The organism is Pseudomonas sp. KBN10P06128, from assembly GCF_037574945.1.
GTDB lineage: Bacteria > Pseudomonadota > Gammaproteobacteria > Pseudomonadales > Pseudomonadaceae > Pseudomonas > Pseudomonas aeruginosa.
The window spans coordinates 1,350,848-1,370,660 of the sequence record NZ_JBBELR010000001.1 but is presented as its reverse complement, the minus strand read 5'-3'; the positions used below and the strand labels follow the sequence as shown (position 1 = coordinate 1,370,660).

Genomic DNA, 19,813 nt, shown 5'->3' with positions numbered 1-19,813 from the left:
ACGGGGAGGAAAGAGAGAAAGAAATGGCACGAGGGGCCTCCCTGGCTCGGTGTCTGGCGCGCTACATCCTGTATCGACTCCCGCATTAAACCCTCTATGCAAAAGGAATTGAAGGACCGCCGGGCATATCGGGAAAAAACGGGAAACGTCTCACCCTACCGCGGCACCCGCCCGCACCGCCGGCAAATGCTCTAGGCTATGCGCACACTGCAGCCTGACGGACACCGCATGGAACATTCGCCCAAACCGCTGGCCGGCCTGAAGGTGGTCGAGCTCGGCACCCTGATCGCCGGCCCTTTCGCCTCGCGGATCTGCGCCGAGTTCGGCGCCGAAGTGATCAAGATCGAGTCGCCCGACGGCGGCGACCCACTGCGCAAGTGGCGCAAGCTCTACGAAGGCACCTCGCTGTGGTGGTTCGTTCAGGCACGCAACAAGAAATCCCTGACCCTCAATCTCAAGCACGCCGAGGGCCAGGCGATCCTGAAACGCCTGCTCGGCGATGCCGACATCCTGATCGAGAACTTCCGCCCCGGCGTACTGGAAAAGCTCGGCCTGGGCTGGGATGTCCTCCACGCGCTGAACCCGCGCCTGGTGATGGTGCGCCTGTCGGGCTTCGGCCAGACCGGCCCCTACAAGGACCAGCCGGGCTTCGGCGCGGTCGGCGAGTCGATGGGCGGACTGCGCTACATTACCGGCTTCGAGGACCGCCCGCCGGTTCGCACCGGGATTTCCATCGGCGACTCGATCGCCGCCCTGTGGGGCGTGATCGGCGCGCTGATGGCACTGCGACACCGCGAGGTCAACGGCGGAGAGGGTCAGATGGTCGACGTCGCCCTCTACGAGGCGATCTTCGCCATGATGGAAAGCATGGTTCCGGAATTCGACGTGTTCGGTTTCATCCGCGAGCGCACCGGCAACATCATGCCGGGCATCACCCCCTCCTCCATCCACACCAGCGCCGATGGCCGCCACGTACAGATCGGCGCCAACGGCGACGCGATCTTCCGCCGCTTCATGCAGGCCATCGGCCGCGACGACCTGGCCAGCGACCCGCGACTGGCCAGCAACGACGGGCGCGATGCGCGCCGCGACGAACTCTATGGGGTTATCGACCGCTGGGTCGCCTCGCAGCCCCTGGAGGAAGTGCTGGCGGTGCTGGCGCGAGCCGAAGTCCCGGCCAGCCGCATCTACTCCGCCGAAGACATGTTCCGCGATCCGCAATTCCTTGCCCGCGAGATGTTCCTCTCGGCACGCTTGCCGGACGGTAAGCCATTCCGCATGCCTGGCATCGTGCCCAAGCTGTCCGCCACGCCAGGCTCGGCGGATTGGGTAGGCCCGGAACTGGGCGAGCATACCGATGCCCTGCTCGCCGAGCTGGGCTACGACAGCGAGGGCATCGCCGCCCTGCGCCGGGAAGGCGCCATCTGAACGGTACGCGGAGCCCTTTATCGGTGCTCCGCGGACAGGGCGGCCCCCTCTCCCCCTATCCAGCAAGGGAGAAGGGGTTATCCGCACGCTTCCACGAGTATGGCGCCATCCGGCAAGAGCCGCTGCACCGACGCGCGCCTTCGGCCTGACCGCCCGATGCGCAACGCGCCGTCGAACGAGACGGCGCTAGCGCGACGAATACAGCAGCACGTGATCCCGCTCGCGGAAGGTCGCCAGCACGTCTTCCTCCATCCGCCCGACCAGCACCTGCAATTCCCGGCGAATGGTCTGCACGGCATCCTCGAGATAGCTTTCGTCGTTCAACTGCACCTTGGCGATGACCCGCTGCAACAGGGTTTCCCCCTGCGGATCGACCAGCGTGACCACCCGTCCGCCATCGGGCCGGGGCTGGCTGAGGGTGAAGGGATGGGGAGCGAAGGCATCGGCCAGTCGTTGCTTCAGGCTGTCCAAATCAGGTCTCCTGTTTCGACGATAAGACTCGTCAAAGACCGAAAAAACGCGAATAGGGTTCGTCGATGCAAGCATTTACCGGACTAACGGCAGCATCTGGCGAAAGGCCACGAGCCGGCGCAAATAGCCATTCGAGCTGAGCCAGGCCAACGCAACGATCAGCCCGCTATAAGGAAAGCACCGGGAAAAACTCCAACCATCCCACCCTCGCGCAACGCCTTCACCTGCTTGAAATTGCAGTATCCGGCGCGTCCGTCAGGCAGTAACAACGAGACTTCCCCCTGCGTGTCGAACAGCGAGGATCTCATGACTGCCTTCGCATCCCCCCGCGGCGCCTGGCGCGCCTTCATCCTCGCGCTGGCATTCGCCGCCGGCACGGCACAGGGCTCACTGCTGTTCGGCGCCGTCGGCCTGGCCAACGACCAGTACGCGCGTCCGGTCGCCGACACCGAGATCGCCAGCACCGCCGTGCTCGCCGATTGCCGTGGCTTCGTCGGGACCATCGCCAGGTTCGTCCTGCTGGACGGCTCGATCCGCTGCAACGAGGCGTTCCCCTATGGCTTCGCCAGCCCGATCAGTACCAGCGTCTACTATCCGGCGGACATCGCCGCGTCCGACGCCAAGCTTCCGGTCATCACCTTCGTCGGCGGCATACTTTCCAACGCCGGCAACTATCACGAACTGATGAAGCTATGGGCCAGCCACGGCTTCATCGTGGTGATCTCTTCCGACTTCATCAACTCCTTCCCGCTGATGCACGCCCTCGGCATCCTCGAGGTCGCGAAACTGGACAGGGACCCGGCCTCGGCCCTGCATGGCCGGGCCGACTTTTCCCGGACGCTGGTCGCCGGGCACTCCGCCGGCGGCCAGGCCACGCTGCAGAGCGCCAGCCTCTCTGCACAAGCCCTGCAACTCATCGAGCCACGGTTGAAGCTGGTCGGCGCCCTGCCGATCGAGCCAGGCCCCCTGGCCATCGGTTCCACGGTAAAGACCCCGACCCTGCTGCTGACCGGACTGGCCGATGTGGTCGTGCCGCCGCTCAGTTGGCCGATCCTCTGGCAAGGCCCGTTGATCCGCGACGTGCCCGCCTGGGGCGCCACGGCCACCACGGCGACCCACTTCAGCCCGCTGCGACAGATCGAGTACAACGAGTTCGCCGGCATCAGCGTCGCCTGGGCGCTGTACCAGGGAAAGAACGATGCCCAGGCCCGCGACTATTTCGTCGGGCGCTACTACAAGCTGGCCAGCGACATCCAGTTCAACGATCCGCTGAGACTGCTCCGCCCCTCGCGCAACAAACTCGCCGCCGCCCTTTGAGAAGACATGAAAAAGCCCGCCATCAAGGCGGGCTTTTTCCTTTCACGACAGGCTCAGAGCGGCTTGCCGCGATTGCCGTGCTGGCTGACGAAAGCCTGTACCTTGGCCAGCTCGTTCGGCAATACGGTGCAGCGCTCCTCGCGCTCGAACAGGTCGGCGAGGTGCGCAGGCAGCGCCGGCGCCTGGCCGATGCCGGCCTTCTCCACCGCTTCGGGGAACTTGACCGGATGCGCAGTGCCCAGGGTCACCATCGGCACGCTCAGGCTGCGCCGGCATTCGCGTGCGGCACGCACGCCAATGGCGGTGTGCGGGTCGAGCAACTCGCCACAGGAGCGGTATACCTCGGCGATGGTCTCGCAGGTCTGCTCGTCGCTGACCGCCAGGGAGTCGAACAGCTTGCGCGCCTCGGTCCAGCGCTGGTCTTCCACCGACAGCTTGCCGCTGGCCTTGAAGGCATCCAGCAGTTCGGCGACGGCCTTGCCGTTGCGGCCGTGCAGGTCGAACAGCAGGCGTTCGAAGTTGGACGAGACCATGATATCCATCGACGGCGACAGCGAGGGATGCAGGGTGTCCTTGTCGTAGCGGTTGCCGCTCATGAAGCGGTGCAGGATGTCGTTGCGGTTGGTCGCGACGATCAGCTGGCTGACCGGCAGGCCCATGTTGCGCGCCAGGTAGCCGGCGAAGATGTCGCCGAAGTTGCCGGTCGGCACCGAGAACGCCACCGAGCGATGCGGCGCGCCGAGCTGCAGCGCGGCATGGAAGTAGTAGACGATCTGGGCCATGATCCGCGCCCAGTTGATCGAGTTCACCGCTACCAGGCGGGTACCCTTGAGGAAGCCCTGGTCGGCGAAGCTGGCCTTGACCATCTCCTGGCAGTCGTCGAAGTTGCCTTCGATGGCGATGTTGTGGATGTTGTCGCCGAGGATGGTGGTCATCTGCCGGCGCTGCACCTCGGACACGCGGTTGTGCGGGTGCATGATGAAGATGTCGACGTTGTCGCAACGGCGGCAGCCTTCGATGGCCGCGGAGCCGGTATCGCCGGAGGTGGCCCCCATGATCACCACGCGCTCGCCGCGCTTGGCCAGCACATGGTCGAGCAGGCGGCCGAGCAGTTGCAGGGCGAAGTCCTTGAAGGCCAGGGTCGGGCCGTGGAACAGCTCCAGCACCCATTCGTTGCCATTCAACTGGCGCAGCGGCGCCACTGCGTCATGGGCGAAGACGCCGTAGGTTTCCTCGAGGATCTTCTTGAAGTCGGCATCGGCGATGCTGCCGGCGACGAACGGGCGCATCACCCGGAAGGCCAGCTCGTGGTAGGGCAGGCCGACCCAGGAGGCGATCTCCTCGAGGGTGAAGCGTGGCAGGTTTTCCGGGACATAGAGGCCGCCGTCGCTGGCCAGGCCGGCGAGGAGGACATCTTCGAAGTTCAGGGCGGGCGCTTGGCCGCGGGTGCTGATGTAACGCATGTTCAAAACCTTCGCTGTTGACGCGGGCCCGCGAGCGGCGCCCGGCGTTCGATCAATTCAGTTGTTCGACACGGATACGGACCACCTGCCCGGACACGCCTTCCAGCGCTTCCAGGGCGGCGATGGCATCGTTGATGCGTTGTTCGATGACCCGGTGGGTAACCAGGATCATCGGCACCAGGCCGTCCTGTTCCTCGGCCTCCTTCTGCATGATCGATTCGATGTTGATGCCGCGCTCGGACAGGATGGTGGCCACCTGGGCCAGTACGCCCGGGTGGTCCTTGGCCTGGATGCGCAGGTAGTAGGCGCTTTCGCAGGCTTCGATCGGCAGGATCGGGTGGTCGGAAAGCGCGTCCGGCTGGAATGCCAGGTGCGGTACGCGGTTCTCCGGATCGGAGGTCATGGCGCGGACCACGTCGACGAGGTCGGCCACCACCGAGGAAGCGGTCGGCTCCATGCCGGCACCGGCGCCGTAGTAGAGGGTCGAGCCGACGGCGTCGCCGTTGACCATCACCGCGTTCATCACGCCGTTGACGTTGGCGATCAGGCGATCCGAGGGAATCAGGGTCGGGTGCACGCGCAGCTCGAAGCCGCTCTCGGTGCGACGCGCCACGCCCAGGTGCTTGATGCGATAGCCGAGGGCGTCGGCGTAGTTGACGTCGGCGCTGGTCAGTTTCGAGATGCCTTCGGTGTAGGCCTTGTCGAACTGCAGCGGAATGCCGAAGGCGATCGAGGCGAGGATGGTCAGCTTGTGGGCGGCGTCGATGCCTTCCACGTCGAAGGTCGGGTCGGCCTCGGCATAGCCCAGGGCCTGGGCCTCGGCGAGCACGTCGGGGAAGGTACGGCCCTTCTCGCGCATTTCGCTGAGGATGAAGTTGCCGGTACCGTTGATGATCCCGGCCAGCCAGTTGATGCGGTTAGCCGACAGCCCCTCGCGGATCGCCTTGATCACCGGGATGCCGCCGGCGACAGCGGCCTCGAAGGCGACGATCACGCCCTTCTCGCGGGCCTTGGCGAAGATCTCGTTGCCGTGCACGGCGATCAGCGCCTTGTTCGCGGTGACCACGTGCTTGCCGTTCTCGATGGCCTTGAGCACCAGCTCGTGGGCCAGGGTGTAGCCGCCGATCAACTCGACGACCACGTCGATCTCGGGATTGCACGCTACGTCGAAGATATCGGCGGTGATGGGGGTCGCACCGGTATCGCACTTCGGGTTCGGCCGGCGGGCGGCGATCTGCGCAACCTCGATACCGCGCCCGGCACGGCGGGCAATCTCCTCGGCGTTGCGTTCGAGTACATTGAAGGTACCGCCACCGACGGTCCCCAACCCACAGATGCCTACTTTGACCGGTTTCACGCTGGAACTCCCCATCTCACCTACGACGGCCGGACGCGCCGGCCTGCTATGGTTCCCCGAGCGAATCGAGGTTGTCGCGACCACTGTACGGGCCACGACGCATCCTGGCGATGGATTCCGCCAGCGGGCGGCGGAAATCGCCAATGATGAAAACAAAAGAGCCGCACATTACGAAGCGGCTCTTTATTAGTCAATTGTTCGGCAGACCCGGCGCTACTTGGCCTCCAGCGCCAGCTTGGCCAACTGCTTGGCCGGCTGGTAGCCGGGGAGCAACTGGCCGTTGGCGAGGACGATCGCCGGCGTTCCCTGCACCCCGACCATCTGGCCCATCTGGAACTGCTTGTCGACCGGGTTCTTGCACTCGGAAGACTTGATTTCCTTGCCGTTCATCATGGCGTCCATCGCCTTGGTCGGCTCCTTCGCACACCAGACCGCCTGCAGTTGCTTGTCGCCCGCCGACTGCGGCCCCTGGCGCGGGAACGCCATGTAGCGCACCTCGATCCCCTGCTCGGTCAGGTCCGGCACTTCGGCATGCAGCTTCTGGCAGTACGGGCAGGTGGTATCGGTGAACACCGTGATGTGCGCCTTGGCCTGGCCCTTGGCCGGATACACCACCATCTCGCTGGCGGGCACGCCGTTGATCGCCTTGGCGATCGCCTGGCTCTCGGCCTTCTCGGTCAGGTTGACCGGCTTGCCGTCCTTCACCTGGTAGAGGTAGCCCTGCATGACGAACTGGCCGTCGGCGCTGGCGTAGAGCACCCGACCGCCCTTCAGCTGCACCTGGTAGAGCCCCTGCAGCGGGCTGCTGGCGATGGAGTCGATGGGCAGGTCCGGTTGCAGGGCCTGCAGGGTCTTGCGGATGTTCTGATCGGCATTGTCTGCCAGGGCCAGGGTACTCATCAGGCCGAGGGCGGCAGCAGCCAGAAAACGGGTCACGCGCATGTGTCACTCCTGTCGTGCGGTCGGCGAAGCCTACCATAGACCGCTATCCCGACGGGCCCGACGCTTGTCGCAGAACGCTACGAAAGCGCCTCTTTTCGGATAGGTACGGATTTTTCGGACAAAGCGTCAGCCTCGCGGGTGGTGGCGTGCGTGCAGATCCTGGAGGCGGGCCCGGGCGATATGGGTATAGATCTGGGTGGTCGACAGGTCGCTGTGGCCGAGCAGCATCTGCACCACCCGCAGGTCGGCGCCATGGTTGAGCAGGTGGGTGGCGAAGGCGTGACGCAGGGTGTGCGGCGAAATCGACGTGCCGATCGCCGCCACCTGCGCGTGATGCTTGATGCGATGCCAGAAGGTCTGGCGGGTCATCTGTTCGCCGCGCAGGCTGGGGAACAGCACGTCGCTGGGTCGCCCGCCGAGCAGGTCGCCGCGCGCCTCGCGCAGGTAGCGTTCGAGCCAGCCGATGGCTTCCTCGCCGAGCGGCACCAGGCGCTCCTTGCTGCCCTTGCCGAACACCTTGACCACGCCCTGGCGCAGGTTGACCTGCTCCAGGGTCAGGCCGACCAGTTCGCTGACCCGCAGGCCGCAGGCATACAGCACTTCGAGCATGGTGCGATCGCGCAGGCCCAGCGGGTCGTCGACTTCCGGCGCCGCCAGCAATGCCTCGACGTCCGCTTCGGAGAGGGATTTCGGCAACGGCTTGCCCAGTTGCGGCAGGTCCACCTGCAAGGTGGGATCCTCGGCGATCAGGCCGTCGCGCAGACAATAGCGATAGAAGCCACGCAGGCCGGAGAGGAAGCGCGCGGTCGAGCGGGCCTTGTAGCCCTGTTCCAGGCGCCAGGCCAGGTGATCGAGGATGGCGTCGCGGCCGATGCCCTCCAGGCGCAACCCGCGGCCATCGAGCCAGGCGTTGAACTGCTGGAGGTCGTTGCGATAAGCCTCGCGGGTGTTGTCGGCAAGGCCTTTTTCCAGCCACAGGGCATCGAGGAAACGGTCGATCAGGGGATGTTCGAGGGTACTCATTGGATGAAGGCTGCGAACCAAATGAAAGCGCGGCTAGTCTTTCATAGCCTGGGCGCTATCGCGAGCGTTGGCCGTCATCGCCACGTAATGGTTAGTCAGGCCGGTCGACAGGAGGTCGGCCGGCTTCCCGTGCCCGCGGGAAAAAGCGGAGCCATGTGGCTCGATGGTTCGCCCCGGCTCAGGACGAGCGGAGCGACGCTGACAAGGAATCCTCGATGGACCAGAACGCTATCCTGCTCGCCCTCGGCGGCATCGGTGCCGCCGCCCTGCTCAGTCAATGGCTGGCCTGGCGCCTGCGCCTGCCAGCCATTCTTTTCCTGCTGCTGTCCGGGATCGTCGCCGGCCCCCTGCTCGGCTGGCTCGATCCGGACGAGATGTTCGGCCCCCTGCTGTTCCCACTGGTATCCCTGGCAGTGGCGCTGATCCTCTTCGAGGGCAGCCTGACCCTGCATTTCAGCGAATGGAAGGAAATCGGCACCGTGGTGCACCGAATGGTGACCATCGGCGCGCTCTCGACCTGGGGCGTGATCGCCCTGGCCGCCCACTACCTGCTCGACTTCAGCTGGGAAATGGCCCTGCTGTTCGGCACCCTGACCCTGGTCACCGGGCCCACGGTGATCGTCCCGATGCTGCGGGTGGTCCGGCCCAAGGCCGCGGTGGCGAACATCCTGCGCTGGGAAGGCATCGTCATCGATCCCATCGGCGCCCTGCTGGCGGTAGTGGTGTACAGCTTCATCATCTCCAGCGGCGAAGGCGACGGCTGGCTGCACAGCCTGCAGACCTTCGGCGGGGTGATCCTCTGCGGCAGCCTGTTCGGCATCCTCGGCGGCTGGGCGCTGGGCATCGTCCTGCGCCGCCACTGGCTGCCGGACTACCTGCACAACCTGGCGACACTGGCCGCGGTGCTGGGCGTGTTCATCGCCTCGAACCGGGTGATGCACGAATCCGGACTGCTCGCCGTCACCCTGATGGGCATGGGCCTGGCCAACATGAAGGGCGTCGACGTACGGCAGATCCTGCACTTCAAGGAAAACCTCAGCGTCCTGCTGATTTCCGGCCTGTTCATCCTCCTGGCCGCACGCCTGGACATCAATGCCCTGCTCGGCCTGGGCCCGGCGGCGCTGCTGGTGTTGCTGCTGATCCAGTTCGTCGCCCGGCCGCTGAACGTGGCGCTGTCGACCTGGGGTTCGCCGCTGAGCTGGCGCGAGCGCGCCCTGCTCAGCTGGATCGCCCCGCGCGGGATCGTCGCCGCGGCGGTCTCGGCGATCTTCGCCATCCGCCTGGGCGCCGAAGGCCATGCCCAGGCGGCGCTGCTGGTGCCACTGACCTTCCTGGTGATCATCGGCACGGTGGTCCTGCAAAGCGCCACCGCCCGCCCCCTGGCGCGCCTGCTGAAGGTCGCCGAGCCCTCGCCCAGCGGCTACCTGATCGTCGGCGCCAATCCGGTCGGGCGCGCCATCGGCAAGGCCCTGAAGAGCCTCGGCAGCCGCGTGCTGCTGACTGATTCGAGCTGGGAAAACATCCGCGCCGCCCGCATGGACAACCTGCCCACCTATTTCGGCAACCCCACCTCGCAGCACGCCGAAGCCCACCTCGACCTGATCGGCATCGGGCATTTGCTGGGGGTTTCTCCGGCCGGCGAGTTGAACACCCTGGCGGCCATGCGCTTCCGCCACGAGTTCGGCCATCGCCAGCTGTTCGGCCTGCCGACCAGCCAGGAAGCCAAGCGTACCGACAAGCACCGCTCCAGCGACGAACACCGTGGCCGCCCGCTTGGCCAGCGACCGCTGACCTACGCGCAGTTCGCCAGCCTGCTGTCGCGCGGCGCCGAAATCCGCACCACCCTGCTCACCGACACCTTCGGCTGGAACGACTACCAGGCGCTGCACGGCGAGTCCGCGATCCTGCTGTTCGCCCGCGATCCGAACGGCAGAATGCACGTCGCCACGCCACAGTCCACGCTGGCGCCGGGCACCGGCTGGACGCTGCTGTCGCTGATCGAGGCGGAACCGTCAGTCAGCAAGTCGCAGGCCACGGAAATCGCCGACTAGACTTCAACGAACCGACGAAAGACCGTCGTCACCCTATCCAAGGTTGGGTGACAAACGAAGCCCACGAAGAGGATGATTGCATCTAGCCATCATCCTCTTTTTTTCATCAGGCCATGACCATGTCCAATCAACAACATTCCCGCCTGGGCCAGATCCTGATCAACAAGGGGCTGATTAGCGCCGCCCAACTGGACGCCGCGATCCAGGCGCAGTTGAGCAACCACAAGCGCCTGGGCGAAACCCTGATCGAGCAGGGCCTGCTGAGCGAACGGCAACTGAAGAAGGCGCTGAAGAAGCAGACCAACCTGCGCCTGGCCGCGACCCTGGTCGCCGCCCTGCTCAGTCCGTTCCAGATGGCCAGCGCCGACATCCAGCGTATGCAGCCGCCAGCGGCCATGAGCCGCCAGGAATTGCCGAAGAACCTGCGTCCGCTGACCGACGTCGAGATGAGCAACGTCAACGCCCAGGGCCTCAACGAAAGCCTCGAGGGCCTGTTCCTGAAGGCCGAGGGCGGCGACGGCCTGGCCGCGGTGAAGCAACTGGCGAAGCTGGTGATGCCGGTGCTCGACAGCCTGGAGGCGGAAACCTCGATGAGCGACGTTCGCTACGAAACCGGCAAGACGCAAAGCACGCTCAACCCCGACGGCTCGGTCAACCTGCGCCTGCCGAGCAGTATCGGCGAGGTGCGCTTCGACAATATCCGCATTGCCGGCGCGCCGCGCGAGCAGACGTTCGGCAGTGTCAGCCTGCAACAGATCGACCTGTCCCAGGCTTCCCTGAAGATCAGCCTGCGGCCCTGATCCCAACCCAGGGCCGGATCGTCCGGGGATATGGAAAAGGCACCCCTGGGTGCCTTCTTTCCGCCTGGCTCAAGCCGCCTGGCTGGCCGGGAACCCCGGCAGGACCGGAACCGGCCGCTTTTCGTCGTCGATGGCGACGAAGCTGAACAGGCCGTGTATGGCCTTCTCGCGACCGTCGGCGTACATGCTTTCCAGGTACACCTCGACCTCCACCTTGAGGCTGGTGTTGCCGACCTTGACCACCCGGCCGACCAGTTCGACGATCGAGCCCGCCGGGATCGGGTGGTTGAAGTCGATGCGATCGGTGGAGACGGTCACCAGCGGCAGGCGGCAGAAACGGGTCGCGGTGATGAACGAGACCTCGTCCATCCAGGCCAGCGCAGTCCCGCCGAACAGGGTGTTGTGGTGATTGGTGGTGGGCGGGAATACCGCCTTGGTCACACGGGTTTCGGAAAGCTCGGTGCGACGCAGGATTTCTTGCTCTCTGGGGGTCATGCCACGAATACCGGATGGAGTGGCTGCCTGGGTGCCGCGGATGTTGTACTGGTTATGCGCTGCCGTGGGCAGTAGGAAGCGCCGCCGGAAAGGCGAACGCCAAACATGAAAAAAGCAGCCCTCGGGCTGCTTTTCTCGGAGAAGAACCGGATTAGACCAGTTTTTCCTTGATGCGCGCGGCCTTGCCGGACAGGGCGCGGAGGTAGTACAGCTTGGCCTTGCGCACGTCGCCGCGACGCTTGACGCTCAGGCTGTCGACGATCGGGCTGTAGGTCTGGAAGGTACGTTCCACGCCCACGCCGTTGGAGATCTTGCGCACGGTGAAGGCGCTGTTCAGGCCACGGTTGCGCTTGGCGATGACGACGCCTTCGAAGGCCTGCAGACGCTGACGGTCGCCTTCCTTCACCTTGACCTGGACGATCACGGTGTCGCCGGGGGCGAACGCCGGGATCTCTTTGTTCATCTGTTCAGCTTCGATCTGCTGAATGATCTTGTTGGTCATGCTGTGCTCCTAAGACCGGCAATCGGCCAGCCATCGATACGTTAACTATCGTCCCGCTGACGGATGTATTCCGCCAGCAGCTTCTGCTCTTCTCCAGAAAGCGAGCGGCTATCCAGAAGATCGGCGCGTCGTTCCCAGGTCCGCCCAAGGGCCTGCTGCAAACGCCAACGCCGGATGTGTTCATGGTTGCCACTGAGCAACACTTCAGGAACACGTTTGTCCGCGTACACCTCGGGTCGGGTGTAGTGCGGGCAGTCGAGCAGGCCATCCGTGAAGGAGTCCTCCTCGGCGGAATCTGCATGACCCAATGCACCGGGCAGCAACCGCGTCACTGCATCGACCAGCACCATGGCCGGCAACTCACCGCCGGACAGGACATAATCGCCGATCGACCATTCTTCATCGACGTGCTCTTCGATGAAGCGCTCGTCGATGCCTTCGTAGCGCCCGGCGATGAGGATCAACGCTTCCTCTTCGGCCAGTTCGCGTACGCCCGCCTGCGTCAGCTGGCGGCCTTGCGGCGAAAGGTAGATCACCTTCGCCTTCCTGCCCCCGGCGGCTTGCCTAGCATCCGCCAGCGCGCCCTCCAGAGGCTTGATCTTCATCACCATGCCAGGGCCACCGCCGAAGGGCCGGTCGTCCACCGTCTGGTGGCGGTCCTCGGTGTAGTCCCGTGGATTCCAGCAGGTCAGCGTGAGCAGCCCCTGCTTTACCGCACGGCTGGTGATGCCATACTCACTGATCGCGCGGAACATCTCCGGAAAGATGCTGACGACGCCCACCCACAAACGCTTGTCCATGGATGATCAGAAGTCCGCGTCCCAGTCCACCCGCATCTCGCCAGCGGCCAGGTCGATCGACAGCACGCACTGCCCGGTGTAGGGCAACAGGCGCTCGCGGTCGTCCAGGCTGCCCGCGCAGGGCTTGACCACCATGACATCGTTGGCACCGGTTTCCAGCAGATGGTCGATCACGCCGAGCAACTGCCCGCCCTGGTCGATCACCTTCAGGCCTTCCAGCTGGTGCCAGTAGTACTCACCTTCCTCGAGAGAGGGCAACTCGCTACGCGGGATGCAGATCTCGTAACCGGTGAAGGTGCGGGCCTCTTCGCGATCGTCGAGCCCCTTGAGCTTGGCGGCCAGGACCTTGCCATGCAGGCGCCCCCTGACCAGCTCGGCCTGCCGAATCTCGCCGTCGCGCCGGAGCGTCCAGCGGCGATAGTCCAGCAGGTTGTCCAACGGGTCGGTAAAGGAATACACCTTCACCTCACCGCGGATGCCGTACACCGAAACGATCTTGCCGATCACGACCAAGTCGTCGGCGGGTGTCGGCATTTCACTCATGACGGCTTAGGCGTTTGCCTTGGCAGCGTCCTTGAGCAGCTGAGCAACGCGCTCAGACGGCTGTGCACCCTGGCCGAGCCAGTAGGTAGCACGCTCCTGGTCGACGGACAGACGCACTTCGCCACCAGTCGCAACCGGGTTGAAGAAACCGATGCGCTCGACGAAGCGACCATCGCGCGCATTGCGGCTGTTGGTCACGGTCAGGTGGTAGAAGGGGCGCTTTTTGGAGCCGCCACGAGCAAGACGGATGGTTACCATGTGAACTTCGTTCCTGTAGTCGGTGCTTGCAAAATGAATGCACGCTGGGCCCACGGCCCGAAAGGCCGCATATTCTAAGGATTATCGGGGAATTTGCAAATCTCTTTTTCGGCCACCCATCGGCCGGCGCGGAGAGCGCGGGAAGCACACGGTCCGCCCGCCGGCCGACGGAGCGAAACCGCCGGCGTGGCCAGCGGCCGCGCGTCCGATCAAAGCTTGGGCATGCCCCCCGGGAACATGCTGCCCATGCCTCGCATCATCTTGGCCATGCCGCCCTTGGCGGTGACCTTCTTCATCATCTTCTGCATCTGCTTGTGCTGCTTGATCAGCCGGCCGACGTCCTGCACCTGGGTACCGGAGCCAAGGGCGATGCGGCGCTTGCGCGAGCCGCTGATCATTTCCGGATCGCGCCGTTCGCCGGGCGTCATCGAGTTGATGATCGCCTCCATCTGCTTGAACTGTTTCTCCGCAGCGCCCTGGGCATTGCCCATCTGCGCCAGGTTGACCCCGCCGAGCATCGGCAGCTTGTCCATGAGCCCGCCGAGGCCGCCCATGTTCTTCATCTGTTGCAACTGGTCGCGGAAGTCTTCCAGGTCGAAGCCCTTGCCCTTCTTGATCTTCTTCGCCAGCTTCTCGGCCTTGTCGCGGTCGAGGTTCTGCTCGGCCTGTTCGATCAGGCTGAGCACGTCGCCCATGCCGAGGATGCGCGAGGCCACACGGTCGGGATGGAACGGATCGAGCGCTTCGCTCTTCTCGCCCATGCCGAGGAACTTGATCGGCTTGCCGGTGATCGCCCGCACCGACAGCGCGGCACCGCCTCGCGCGTCGCCGTCGACCTTGGTCAGGACCACGCCGGTCAGCGGCAAGGCGTCATTGAAGGCCTTGGCGGTGTTGGCGGCGTCCTGGCCGGTCATGGCATCGACCACGAACAGGGTTTCCGCCGGCTTGATCGCCGCGTGCACCTGCTTGATCTCGTCCATCATGTCGGCATCGATGTGCAGGCGGCCTGCGGTATCGACGATCACCACGTCGATGAACTTCAGCCTCGCCTCGCGGATCGCCGCCTCGGCGATGGCCACCGGCTTCTGGCTGACGTCGGAAGGGAAGAAGGTTACGCCGACCTCGCCCGCCAGGGTTTCCAGCTGCTTGATCGCGGCGGGACGGTAGACGTCGGCAGAAACCACCATCACCGACTTCTTCTTCCGTTCCTTAAGGAAGCGCGCCAGCTTGCCCGCGGTGGTGGTCTTTCCCGCGCCCTGCAGGCCAGCCATCAGGATCACCGCCGGCGGCGCGACGCTCAGCGCCAGGTCCTCGTTGGCCGCCCCCATCAGTTCCTCGAGTTCGGCGCGGACGATCTTCACGAACGCCTGTCCCGGGGTCAGGCTCTTCGAGACCTCGGTGCCGACGGCGCGCTCCTTGACCTTGTTGACGAAGTCCTTGACCACCGGCAGGGCCACGTCGGCCTCGAGCAGGGCCATGCGCACTTCGCGCAGAGTGTCCTTGATGTTGTCCTCGGTCAGCTTGGCCTTGCCGGTGACATGGCGAAGCGTCTGCGAGAGGCGGTCTGTAAGGTTTTCGAACATGCGCGATCCTTCCACGGGGGTTGCGGCAAGCGGCGGATTATAACCAAGAGCGCGTCGCGGGACACGCGATGAAAGACGGAGTGTGTGTCCGGCGACGACCGGAGGCCAGCCTCAAGTCCTTGATTTGCCGATGCGTTCCGTCTTTGCCGAAGCGATTGCCGGGCCAGGAGGTCGCGGCGCCCGCGGCAGGCGGTCCGCCAACCCGGCCACAGGTACGAGAGAACTGTTCGCAACGGCTTTCTCGCGACGCTCGATCTATGCCAAACTCCCTTCCTTTCGGGCCCGCGATTACAAGGACTTATGCATCCCCTGCTGCCCAGCCTCATCGCTGCTGTTCTCTATCTCGGCACCGCCGCCTACCAGGGTGCCTGTGTGTCCAAGCGCACCGCGCCGGGCAAACCCCTGCTGCTCCTGTTCGGACTCCTGGCACTGGTCGCCCACGCCTTCAGCCTCTACCAGCAATTGCTGACCCCGGCCGGCCTGGTGCTGGACTTCTTCAACGCCGCCAGCCTGATCGCCGCCGCGGTAATCCTCCTGACCCTGCTGGCGACCTTGCGGATACCGGTGGAGAACCTGCTCCTCCTTCTATTCCCGCTGGGCGCCCTCACCACCCTGCTGGCGGTACTCATCCCCCACGGCACCGTCGAGCCGATCAACGAACAACCAGGCATCCTGGCCCACATCCTGCTCTCGATCCTGGCCTACGGCCTGCTCACCATCGCGGTGTTCCAGGCGCTCTTGCTGCTGCTCCAGGATTACCGCCTCAAGCACAAGCATCCGTCCGGGCTGATCCGCAACTTCCCGCCCCTGCAAACCATGGAAAGCCTGCTGTTCGGCTTCCTCTGGGGTGGCTGGTCGCTGCTTTCGCTGTCGCTGCTGTCCGGATGGCTGTTCGTCGACAACCTGTTCGCCCAGCACCTGGCGCACAAGACCATCCTGTCCTGCTTCGCCTGGGTGGTCTTCGCCGTGCTCCTCTGGGGTCGCCACCAGCTCGGCTGGCGGGGCCACAAGGCGATCCGCTGGACCCTGGCCGGTTTCTGCCTGTTGATGTTGGCGTACTTCGGCAGCAAGCTGGTGCGGGAATTCATCCTGCACATCTGATGGGCCTCCTTCATGGATGAGCTGCACCCCGGGTACCTGGTCGGCCTGCTGGTTCTCCTGGTCGCCTGCTCGGCGTTCTTCTCCTGCGTCGAGGCCGCCCTGCTCAACCTCGACCGTTACCGCCTGCGCCTACAGGCCAAGCAAGGCCTGCGCGGGGCCCGGCGCAGCAGTTGGCTGCTGCTGCACGACGACCGCCTGCGCGGCACCCTGTTGTTCGGCCGCACCCTGGTCAACGTCAGCGCCGCCGCCCTGGCCAGTTGGGCCGCGCTGCGCCACTGGGGCGTCATCGGCCTGGCCGTCGCCATCCCCGGCATGACCCTGCTCCTGCTGCTGTTCGGCGCCCTGCTGCCGCGCCGCTACGGCGCCCTTCGCTCGGAACGCGTCGCCCTGCCGCTCAGCCTGCCGCTCCTGATCCTGCAGCGCCTGTGCTGGCCCCTGCTGTGGCTGCTGACCCTGCTGAGCAACGCGCTGCTGCGCCTGCTCGGCGTCGCCGCGGCGGAACAGGACGACAGCGGACGCAGCCGCGACGAAGAGGCCCTGCATCCGGCCGACAATCCCCAGGCCAGCGAGGTCAACCGGCATGACATGCTGCTCGGCCTGCTGGACCTGGAGAAGGTCACGGTCAACGACCTGATGATCCCGCGCAACGAAATCGAAGGCATCGACCTCGACGACGAACTCGAGGTCATCGTCGAGCAGTTGCGCACCACCAGCCACACCCGCCTGCCGGTCTACCGCGACGACGTCAACCAGATCGAAGGGGTCGTGCACATGCGCCAGATCGCGCGCCTGCTGACCCAGGGCCGCCTGACCAAGGAGAATCTCCGCCAGGCCTGCATGGAGCCGTATTTCGTGCCGGAAAGCACGCCGCTGTCGACCCAGCTGGTGAACTTCCAGAAGGAGAAGCGCCGTATCGGCGTGGTGGTCGACGAATATGGCGAGGTGATCGGCATCGTCACGCTGGAGGACATCCTCGAAGAGATCGTCGGCGACTTCAACGACCTCGACAGCCTCGACAACCCGGATATCCAGGCCCAGGAAGACGGCAGCTTCGTCATCGACGGCAGCGCCAACCTGCGCGAGCTGAACAAGTCGCTTGGCTGGCAATTGCCCTGCGACGGCCCGAAGACTCTCAACGGCCTGGTCACCGAAGCCCTGGAGCAGATCCCCGATTGCGCGGTGTGCCTGCGCATCGGCCCCTACTGCCTGGAAATCCAGCAGTCGGCGGAAAACCGTGTGAAAAGCGTGCGCGCCTGGCATCCCCGCGCGCTGACCCCGCTGGTCGAAAGCGACGCCAGCGTCTGATCCGGGATTGCCGAACCCGCCCTGCGGCGCTCTATAATCGACCCCAGCTTATCCAGCCCTGCCGCCGGTTCCGCCGCTACCCGCAGCCCGAGCCCCGGCCAGTCACCCGCCAGTCCCGCCTGCCCGCCCGGCCCCGATGCCGACGGTACCAGCCGGCGCACGGCGCGCAGCCCCATCCTCCCTGCGCGACCGATCTCGTCCGCCCCACCCGGGCGCCGCGCCGCCGCATCGGCGCACTGGCCATAACCATCCGGCCGCACGGAAGCACTCCGTCGTGCCCCGACTGCCAGGGACCTTCCCACCATGACCGCCGCCACCCTCGCCGCCGACGCCGCTCCGGAACCGGCCAACTCGACCACCCGGGTCGCAGTCGCCAGCTTCATCGGCACCGCCATCGAATTCTACGATTTCTACGTCTATGCCACTGCCGCCGCCCTGGTGATCGGTCCGGTATTCTTCCCGCAGACATCCGGCACCGCGCAGATGCTCAGCGCCTTCCTCACCTTCGGCATCGCCTTCCTCGCCCGTCCGCTGGGCTCGGCGCTGTTCGGCCACTTCGGCGACCGCATCGGGCGCAAGTCGACCCTGGTCGCCTCGCTGCTGCTGATGGGGGTATCCACTACCCTGATCGGCGTCCTCCCCGGCTACGACAGCATCGGCTACTGGGCGCCGTTGCTGCTCTGCGTGCTGCGCTTCGGCCAGGGCCTCGGCCTCGGCGGCGAGTGGGGCGGCGCCGCGCTGCTGGCCACGGAGAACGCGCCGGCCGGCAAGCGCGCCTGGTTCGGCATGTTTCCCCAGCTCGGCCCGTCGATCGGCTTCCTCGCCGCCAACGGCCTGTTCCTGGCCCTGGCGATGCTGCTCAGCGAGGAGCAGTTCCGTGACTGGGGCTGGCGGATCCCGTTCCTGCTCAGCGCGGCGCTGGTCGTGGTCGGCCTCTACGTACGCCTGAAGCTGGCGGAAACCCCGGTGTTCGCCAAGGCCATGGCCAAGCACGAGAGGGTCCGCCTGCCGATCGCCGAGCTGTTCGCCCAGCACTGGCGGCCGACCCTGCTCGGCGCCCTGGCGATGGTGGTGTGTTATGCGCTGTTCTATATCTCCACGGTGTTCTCGCTGAGCTACGGGGTGGCCAGCCTCGGCTTCAGCCGCGAGGAGTTCCTTGGTCTGCTGTGCCTCGCGGTGCTCTTCATGGCCGCCGCCACGCCGCTGTCGGCCTGGCTCAGCGACCGCTTCGGACGCAAGCCGGTACTGCTGCTCGGCAGCCTGGCGGCGATCGCCTCCGGCTTCGCCATGGAGCCGCTGCTCAGCCAGGGCTCGACGTTCAGCGTCGCCCTGTTCCTCTGCATCGAGCTGTTCCTGATGGGGGTCACCTTCGCCCCGATGGGCGCGCTGCTGCCGGAAATATTCCCCACCCACGTGCGCTACACCGGCGCGTCGGCGGCCTACAACCTGGGCGGCATTCTCGGCGCCTCGGTGGCGCCCTATATCGCCCAGAAGCTGGTCGGCATCGGCGGCCTGGGCTGGGTCGGCGGCTACGTCTCCGCAGCGGCGCTGCTCAGCCTGCTGGCGGTGCTGTGCCTGAAGGAAACCCGCGACAACGACCTCGGCGCAGTGTCCTGAGTCTCGCTCAGGCTACCGCGGCGCCGCCCTTCTCCCTCGCCGCCAACCAGTCGGCGAGGGCCCCGGCCCAGACCTGGTAGCCCAGCTGCGACGGATGAAAGCCGTCGATGGCCAGGTAGTCCGGAAGCAGGTCCAGCGAGATCGGACAGTAGCCGGCGCCGGTCGCGCCAGCGAGATCGCGCAGCGCCTCGTCGAGCAGCCGCCCGCGCCATCCCAGCAGGGCCCGCAGCAACCCGGGCAAGGCGGAAAAATGCCGCAGCGGCGGCACCGCGGTGCAAGTCACCTGCGCGCCGGCCGCCTGGAAGCCGTCGATCAGGGCCGCGCAGTCGGCACGCCAGCGTTCGAGGGAGCGCAGGCTGGTGGTGTCATTGACGCCGAAGACCAGGATCACCTGGTCGAAGAAACGTCCCGCCACCTGCGGTAGCAGGCGTTCGCGCGCCTCGCCGCTGGTGATGCCGTTCTCGCCCAGCGCCTGCCAGGCCACCGGGCGGCGCAGACGCTCGCCCAGCGCCGCGGCCAGGCGGCCGGCCAGGGCGTAGTCCAGGCAACTGGCGCCGACCCCGACCACTGTCGACTCACCGAACAACAGCAAGCGCAGCGGCTCTTCGGCACCGGACCCACCGACCAGCCCTTCGCGAGGTCCCGCCGCGGGCGCCAGGCGCAAGGCTCGGCGGCGGGTGCGGATAGCCAGCGGCACCGCCAGCGGCAGCAACGGCAGAGCCGCCGCCCACCAGGCCAGCGTTGCCAGCCGGCACAT

General features: G+C 65.7%; 19 protein-coding genes. 7 read left to right on the top strand and 12 right to left on the bottom strand.

Features of this window, described 5'->3' with window-relative positions; translation table 11 throughout:
- The first annotated feature begins 198 nt into the window (after positions 1-198).
- Positions 199-1,428 carry a CaiB/BaiF CoA transferase family protein gene (locus VQ065_RS06405; protein ID WP_003129868.1) on the top strand — a complete coding sequence of 410 codons (1,230 nt, stop codon included), beginning with the start codon at positions 199-201 and terminating at the stop codon, positions 1,426-1,428.
- Positions 1,429-1,614: 186 nt separating this feature from the next.
- Here VQ065_RS06405 and VQ065_RS06400 read toward each other — a convergent pair whose 3' ends face one another.
- Positions 1,615-1,899 (bottom strand): DUF3509 domain-containing protein, encoded by a 285-nt coding sequence (locus tag VQ065_RS06400; RefSeq protein ID WP_003092618.1) that lies wholly within the window; start codon positions 1,897-1,899, stop codon positions 1,615-1,617.
- 306 nt (positions 1,900-2,205) lie between these two features.
- Between VQ065_RS06400 and VQ065_RS06395 the strand changes: the two genes are divergently transcribed.
- Complete coding sequence (locus VQ065_RS06395) at positions 2,206-3,216, top strand: poly(ethylene terephthalate) hydrolase family protein (protein ID WP_003109641.1); 1,011 nt, start codon at positions 2,206-2,208, stop codon at positions 3,214-3,216.
- Positions 3,217-3,269: 53 nt separating this feature from the next.
- On the opposite strand, the gene thrC is transcribed toward VQ065_RS06395, so the two are convergent.
- From thrC to xerD, 4 genes are all read right to left on the bottom strand, one after another.
- Positions 3,270-4,679 (bottom strand): threonine synthase, encoded by a 1,410-nt coding sequence (thrC, locus tag VQ065_RS06390; protein ID WP_003092622.1) that lies wholly within the window; start codon positions 4,677-4,679, stop codon positions 3,270-3,272.
- Between the two features lie 52 nt (positions 4,680-4,731).
- The gene (locus VQ065_RS06385) at positions 4,732-6,036 is read right to left on the bottom strand and encodes a homoserine dehydrogenase (RefSeq protein WP_023098460.1); all 1,305 of its coding nucleotides are present in this window, start codon (positions 6,034-6,036) and stop codon (positions 4,732-4,734) included.
- 213 nt (positions 6,037-6,249) lie between these two features.
- Entirely contained in the window at positions 6,250-6,978 is a 729-nt protein-coding gene (dsbC, locus tag VQ065_RS06380; RefSeq protein ID WP_003092626.1) for a bifunctional protein-disulfide isomerase/oxidoreductase DsbC, read from the bottom strand.
- Positions 6,979-7,104: 126 nt separating this feature from the next.
- Positions 7,105-8,001, bottom strand: a complete 897-nt coding sequence (gene xerD, locus VQ065_RS06375; RefSeq protein ID WP_003092629.1) for a site-specific tyrosine recombinase XerD — start codon at positions 7,999-8,001, stop codon at positions 7,105-7,107.
- A gap of 215 nt (positions 8,002-8,216) precedes the next feature.
- Here xerD and VQ065_RS06370 point away from each other — a divergent pair, with 215 nt between their 5' ends.
- Complete coding sequence (locus VQ065_RS06370; RefSeq protein ID WP_003092631.1) at positions 8,217-10,052, top strand: cation:proton antiporter; 1,836 nt, start codon at positions 8,217-8,219, stop codon at positions 10,050-10,052.
- Between the two features lie 113 nt (positions 10,053-10,165).
- Positions 10,166-10,852: a hypothetical protein gene (locus VQ065_RS06365; RefSeq protein WP_003092633.1), complete on the top strand. Its 687-nt coding sequence runs from the start codon at positions 10,166-10,168 to the stop codon at positions 10,850-10,852.
- A 69-nt stretch (positions 10,853-10,921) separates the two neighbouring features.
- Here VQ065_RS06365 and VQ065_RS06360 read toward each other — a convergent pair whose 3' ends face one another.
- From VQ065_RS06360 to ffh, 6 genes are all read right to left on the bottom strand, one after another.
- Positions 10,922-11,347, bottom strand: a complete 426-nt coding sequence (locus tag VQ065_RS06360) for an acyl-CoA thioesterase (RefSeq protein WP_003092635.1) — start codon at positions 11,345-11,347, stop codon at positions 10,922-10,924.
- Positions 11,348-11,498: 151 nt separating this feature from the next.
- On the bottom strand, positions 11,499-11,849 hold the full coding sequence (gene rplS / locus VQ065_RS06355) for a 50S ribosomal protein L19 (protein ID WP_003092637.1): 351 nt from the start codon (positions 11,847-11,849) through the stop codon (positions 11,499-11,501).
- A 41-nt stretch (positions 11,850-11,890) separates the two neighbouring features.
- Entirely contained in the window at positions 11,891-12,649 is a 759-nt protein-coding gene (gene trmD, locus VQ065_RS06350; protein ID WP_003092638.1) for a tRNA (guanosine(37)-N1)-methyltransferase TrmD, read from the bottom strand.
- A 6-nt stretch (positions 12,650-12,655) separates the two neighbouring features.
- Positions 12,656-13,183 (bottom strand): ribosome maturation factor RimM, encoded by a 528-nt coding sequence (gene rimM, locus VQ065_RS06345; protein ID WP_003092640.1) that lies wholly within the window; start codon positions 13,181-13,183, stop codon positions 12,656-12,658.
- 15 nt (positions 13,184-13,198) lie between these two features.
- Positions 13,199-13,450: a 30S ribosomal protein S16 gene (gene rpsP / locus VQ065_RS06340; RefSeq protein ID WP_003092643.1), complete on the bottom strand. Its 252-nt coding sequence runs from the start codon at positions 13,448-13,450 to the stop codon at positions 13,199-13,201.
- Between the two features lie 209 nt (positions 13,451-13,659).
- The gene (gene ffh, locus VQ065_RS06335; RefSeq protein WP_003092645.1) at positions 13,660-15,033 is read right to left on the bottom strand and encodes a signal recognition particle protein; all 1,374 of its coding nucleotides are present in this window, start codon (positions 15,031-15,033) and stop codon (positions 13,660-13,662) included.
- Positions 15,034-15,333: 300 nt separating this feature from the next.
- On the opposite strand from ffh, the gene VQ065_RS06330 reads away from it, so the two are divergent.
- The 3 genes from VQ065_RS06330 (at position 15,334) to VQ065_RS06320 (ending at position 19,056) form a co-directional block, all read left to right on the top strand.
- The gene (locus tag VQ065_RS06330; RefSeq protein WP_003092649.1) at positions 15,334-16,134 is read left to right on the top strand and encodes a cytochrome C assembly family protein; all 801 of its coding nucleotides are present in this window, start codon (positions 15,334-15,336) and stop codon (positions 16,132-16,134) included.
- A 12-nt stretch (positions 16,135-16,146) separates the two neighbouring features.
- Positions 16,147-17,439 (top strand): HlyC/CorC family transporter, encoded by a 1,293-nt coding sequence (locus tag VQ065_RS06325; protein WP_003092651.1) that lies wholly within the window; start codon positions 16,147-16,149, stop codon positions 17,437-17,439.
- Positions 17,440-17,742: 303 nt separating this feature from the next.
- On the top strand, positions 17,743-19,056 hold the full coding sequence (locus VQ065_RS06320; protein WP_003092654.1) for an MFS transporter: 1,314 nt from the start codon (positions 17,743-17,745) through the stop codon (positions 19,054-19,056).
- Between the two features lie 7 nt (positions 19,057-19,063).
- Here the strand turns inward: VQ065_RS06320 and VQ065_RS06315 are convergent, their stop codons facing one another.
- The gene (locus tag VQ065_RS06315) at positions 19,064-19,813 is read right to left on the bottom strand and encodes an SGNH/GDSL hydrolase family protein (protein ID WP_014603983.1); all 750 of its coding nucleotides are present in this window, start codon (positions 19,811-19,813) and stop codon (positions 19,064-19,066) included.

Coding starts and splice junctions, on each gene's coding strand:
- rplS (WP_003092637.1), bottom strand. CDS start 11,849: ATGACCAACAAGATCATTCAGCAGATCGAAGCTGAACAGATGAACAAA.
- dsbC (WP_003092626.1), bottom strand. CDS start 6,978: ATGCGCGTGACCCGTTTTCTGGCTGCTGCCGCCCTCGGCCTGATGAGT.
- xerD (WP_003092629.1), bottom strand. CDS start 8,001: ATGAGTACCCTCGAACATCCCCTGATCGACCGTTTCCTCGATGCCCTG.
- VQ065_RS06315 (WP_014603983.1), bottom strand. CDS start 19,813: ATGTGCCGGCTGGCAACGCTGGCCTGGTGGGCGGCGGCTCTGCCGTTG.
- VQ065_RS06325 (WP_003092651.1), top strand. CDS start 16,147: ATGGATGAGCTGCACCCCGGGTACCTGGTCGGCCTGCTGGTTCTCCTG.
- rpsP (WP_003092643.1), bottom strand. CDS start 13,450: ATGGTAACCATCCGTCTTGCTCGTGGCGGCTCCAAAAAGCGCCCCTTC.
- trmD (WP_003092638.1), bottom strand. CDS start 12,649: ATGGACAAGCGTTTGTGGGTGGGCGTCGTCAGCATCTTTCCGGAGATG.
- VQ065_RS06365 (WP_003092633.1), top strand. CDS start 10,166: ATGACCATGTCCAATCAACAACATTCCCGCCTGGGCCAGATCCTGATC.
- thrC (WP_003092622.1), bottom strand. CDS start 4,679: ATGCGTTACATCAGCACCCGCGGCCAAGCGCCCGCCCTGAACTTCGAA.
- VQ065_RS06320 (WP_003092654.1), top strand. CDS start 17,743: ATGACCGCCGCCACCCTCGCCGCCGACGCCGCTCCGGAACCGGCCAAC.
- VQ065_RS06360 (WP_003092635.1), bottom strand. CDS start 11,347: ATGACCCCCAGAGAGCAAGAAATCCTGCGTCGCACCGAGCTTTCCGAA.
- VQ065_RS06405 (WP_003129868.1), top strand. CDS start 199: ATGCGCACACTGCAGCCTGACGGACACCGCATGGAACATTCGCCCAAA.
- rimM (WP_003092640.1), bottom strand. CDS start 13,183: ATGCCGACACCCGCCGACGACTTGGTCGTGATCGGCAAGATCGTTTCG.
- VQ065_RS06370 (WP_003092631.1), top strand. CDS start 8,217: ATGGACCAGAACGCTATCCTGCTCGCCCTCGGCGGCATCGGTGCCGCC.
- ffh (WP_003092645.1), bottom strand. CDS start 15,033: ATGTTCGAAAACCTTACAGACCGCCTCTCGCAGACGCTTCGCCATGTC.
- VQ065_RS06330 (WP_003092649.1), top strand. CDS start 15,334: ATGCATCCCCTGCTGCCCAGCCTCATCGCTGCTGTTCTCTATCTCGGC.
- VQ065_RS06395 (WP_003109641.1), top strand. CDS start 2,206: ATGACTGCCTTCGCATCCCCCCGCGGCGCCTGGCGCGCCTTCATCCTC.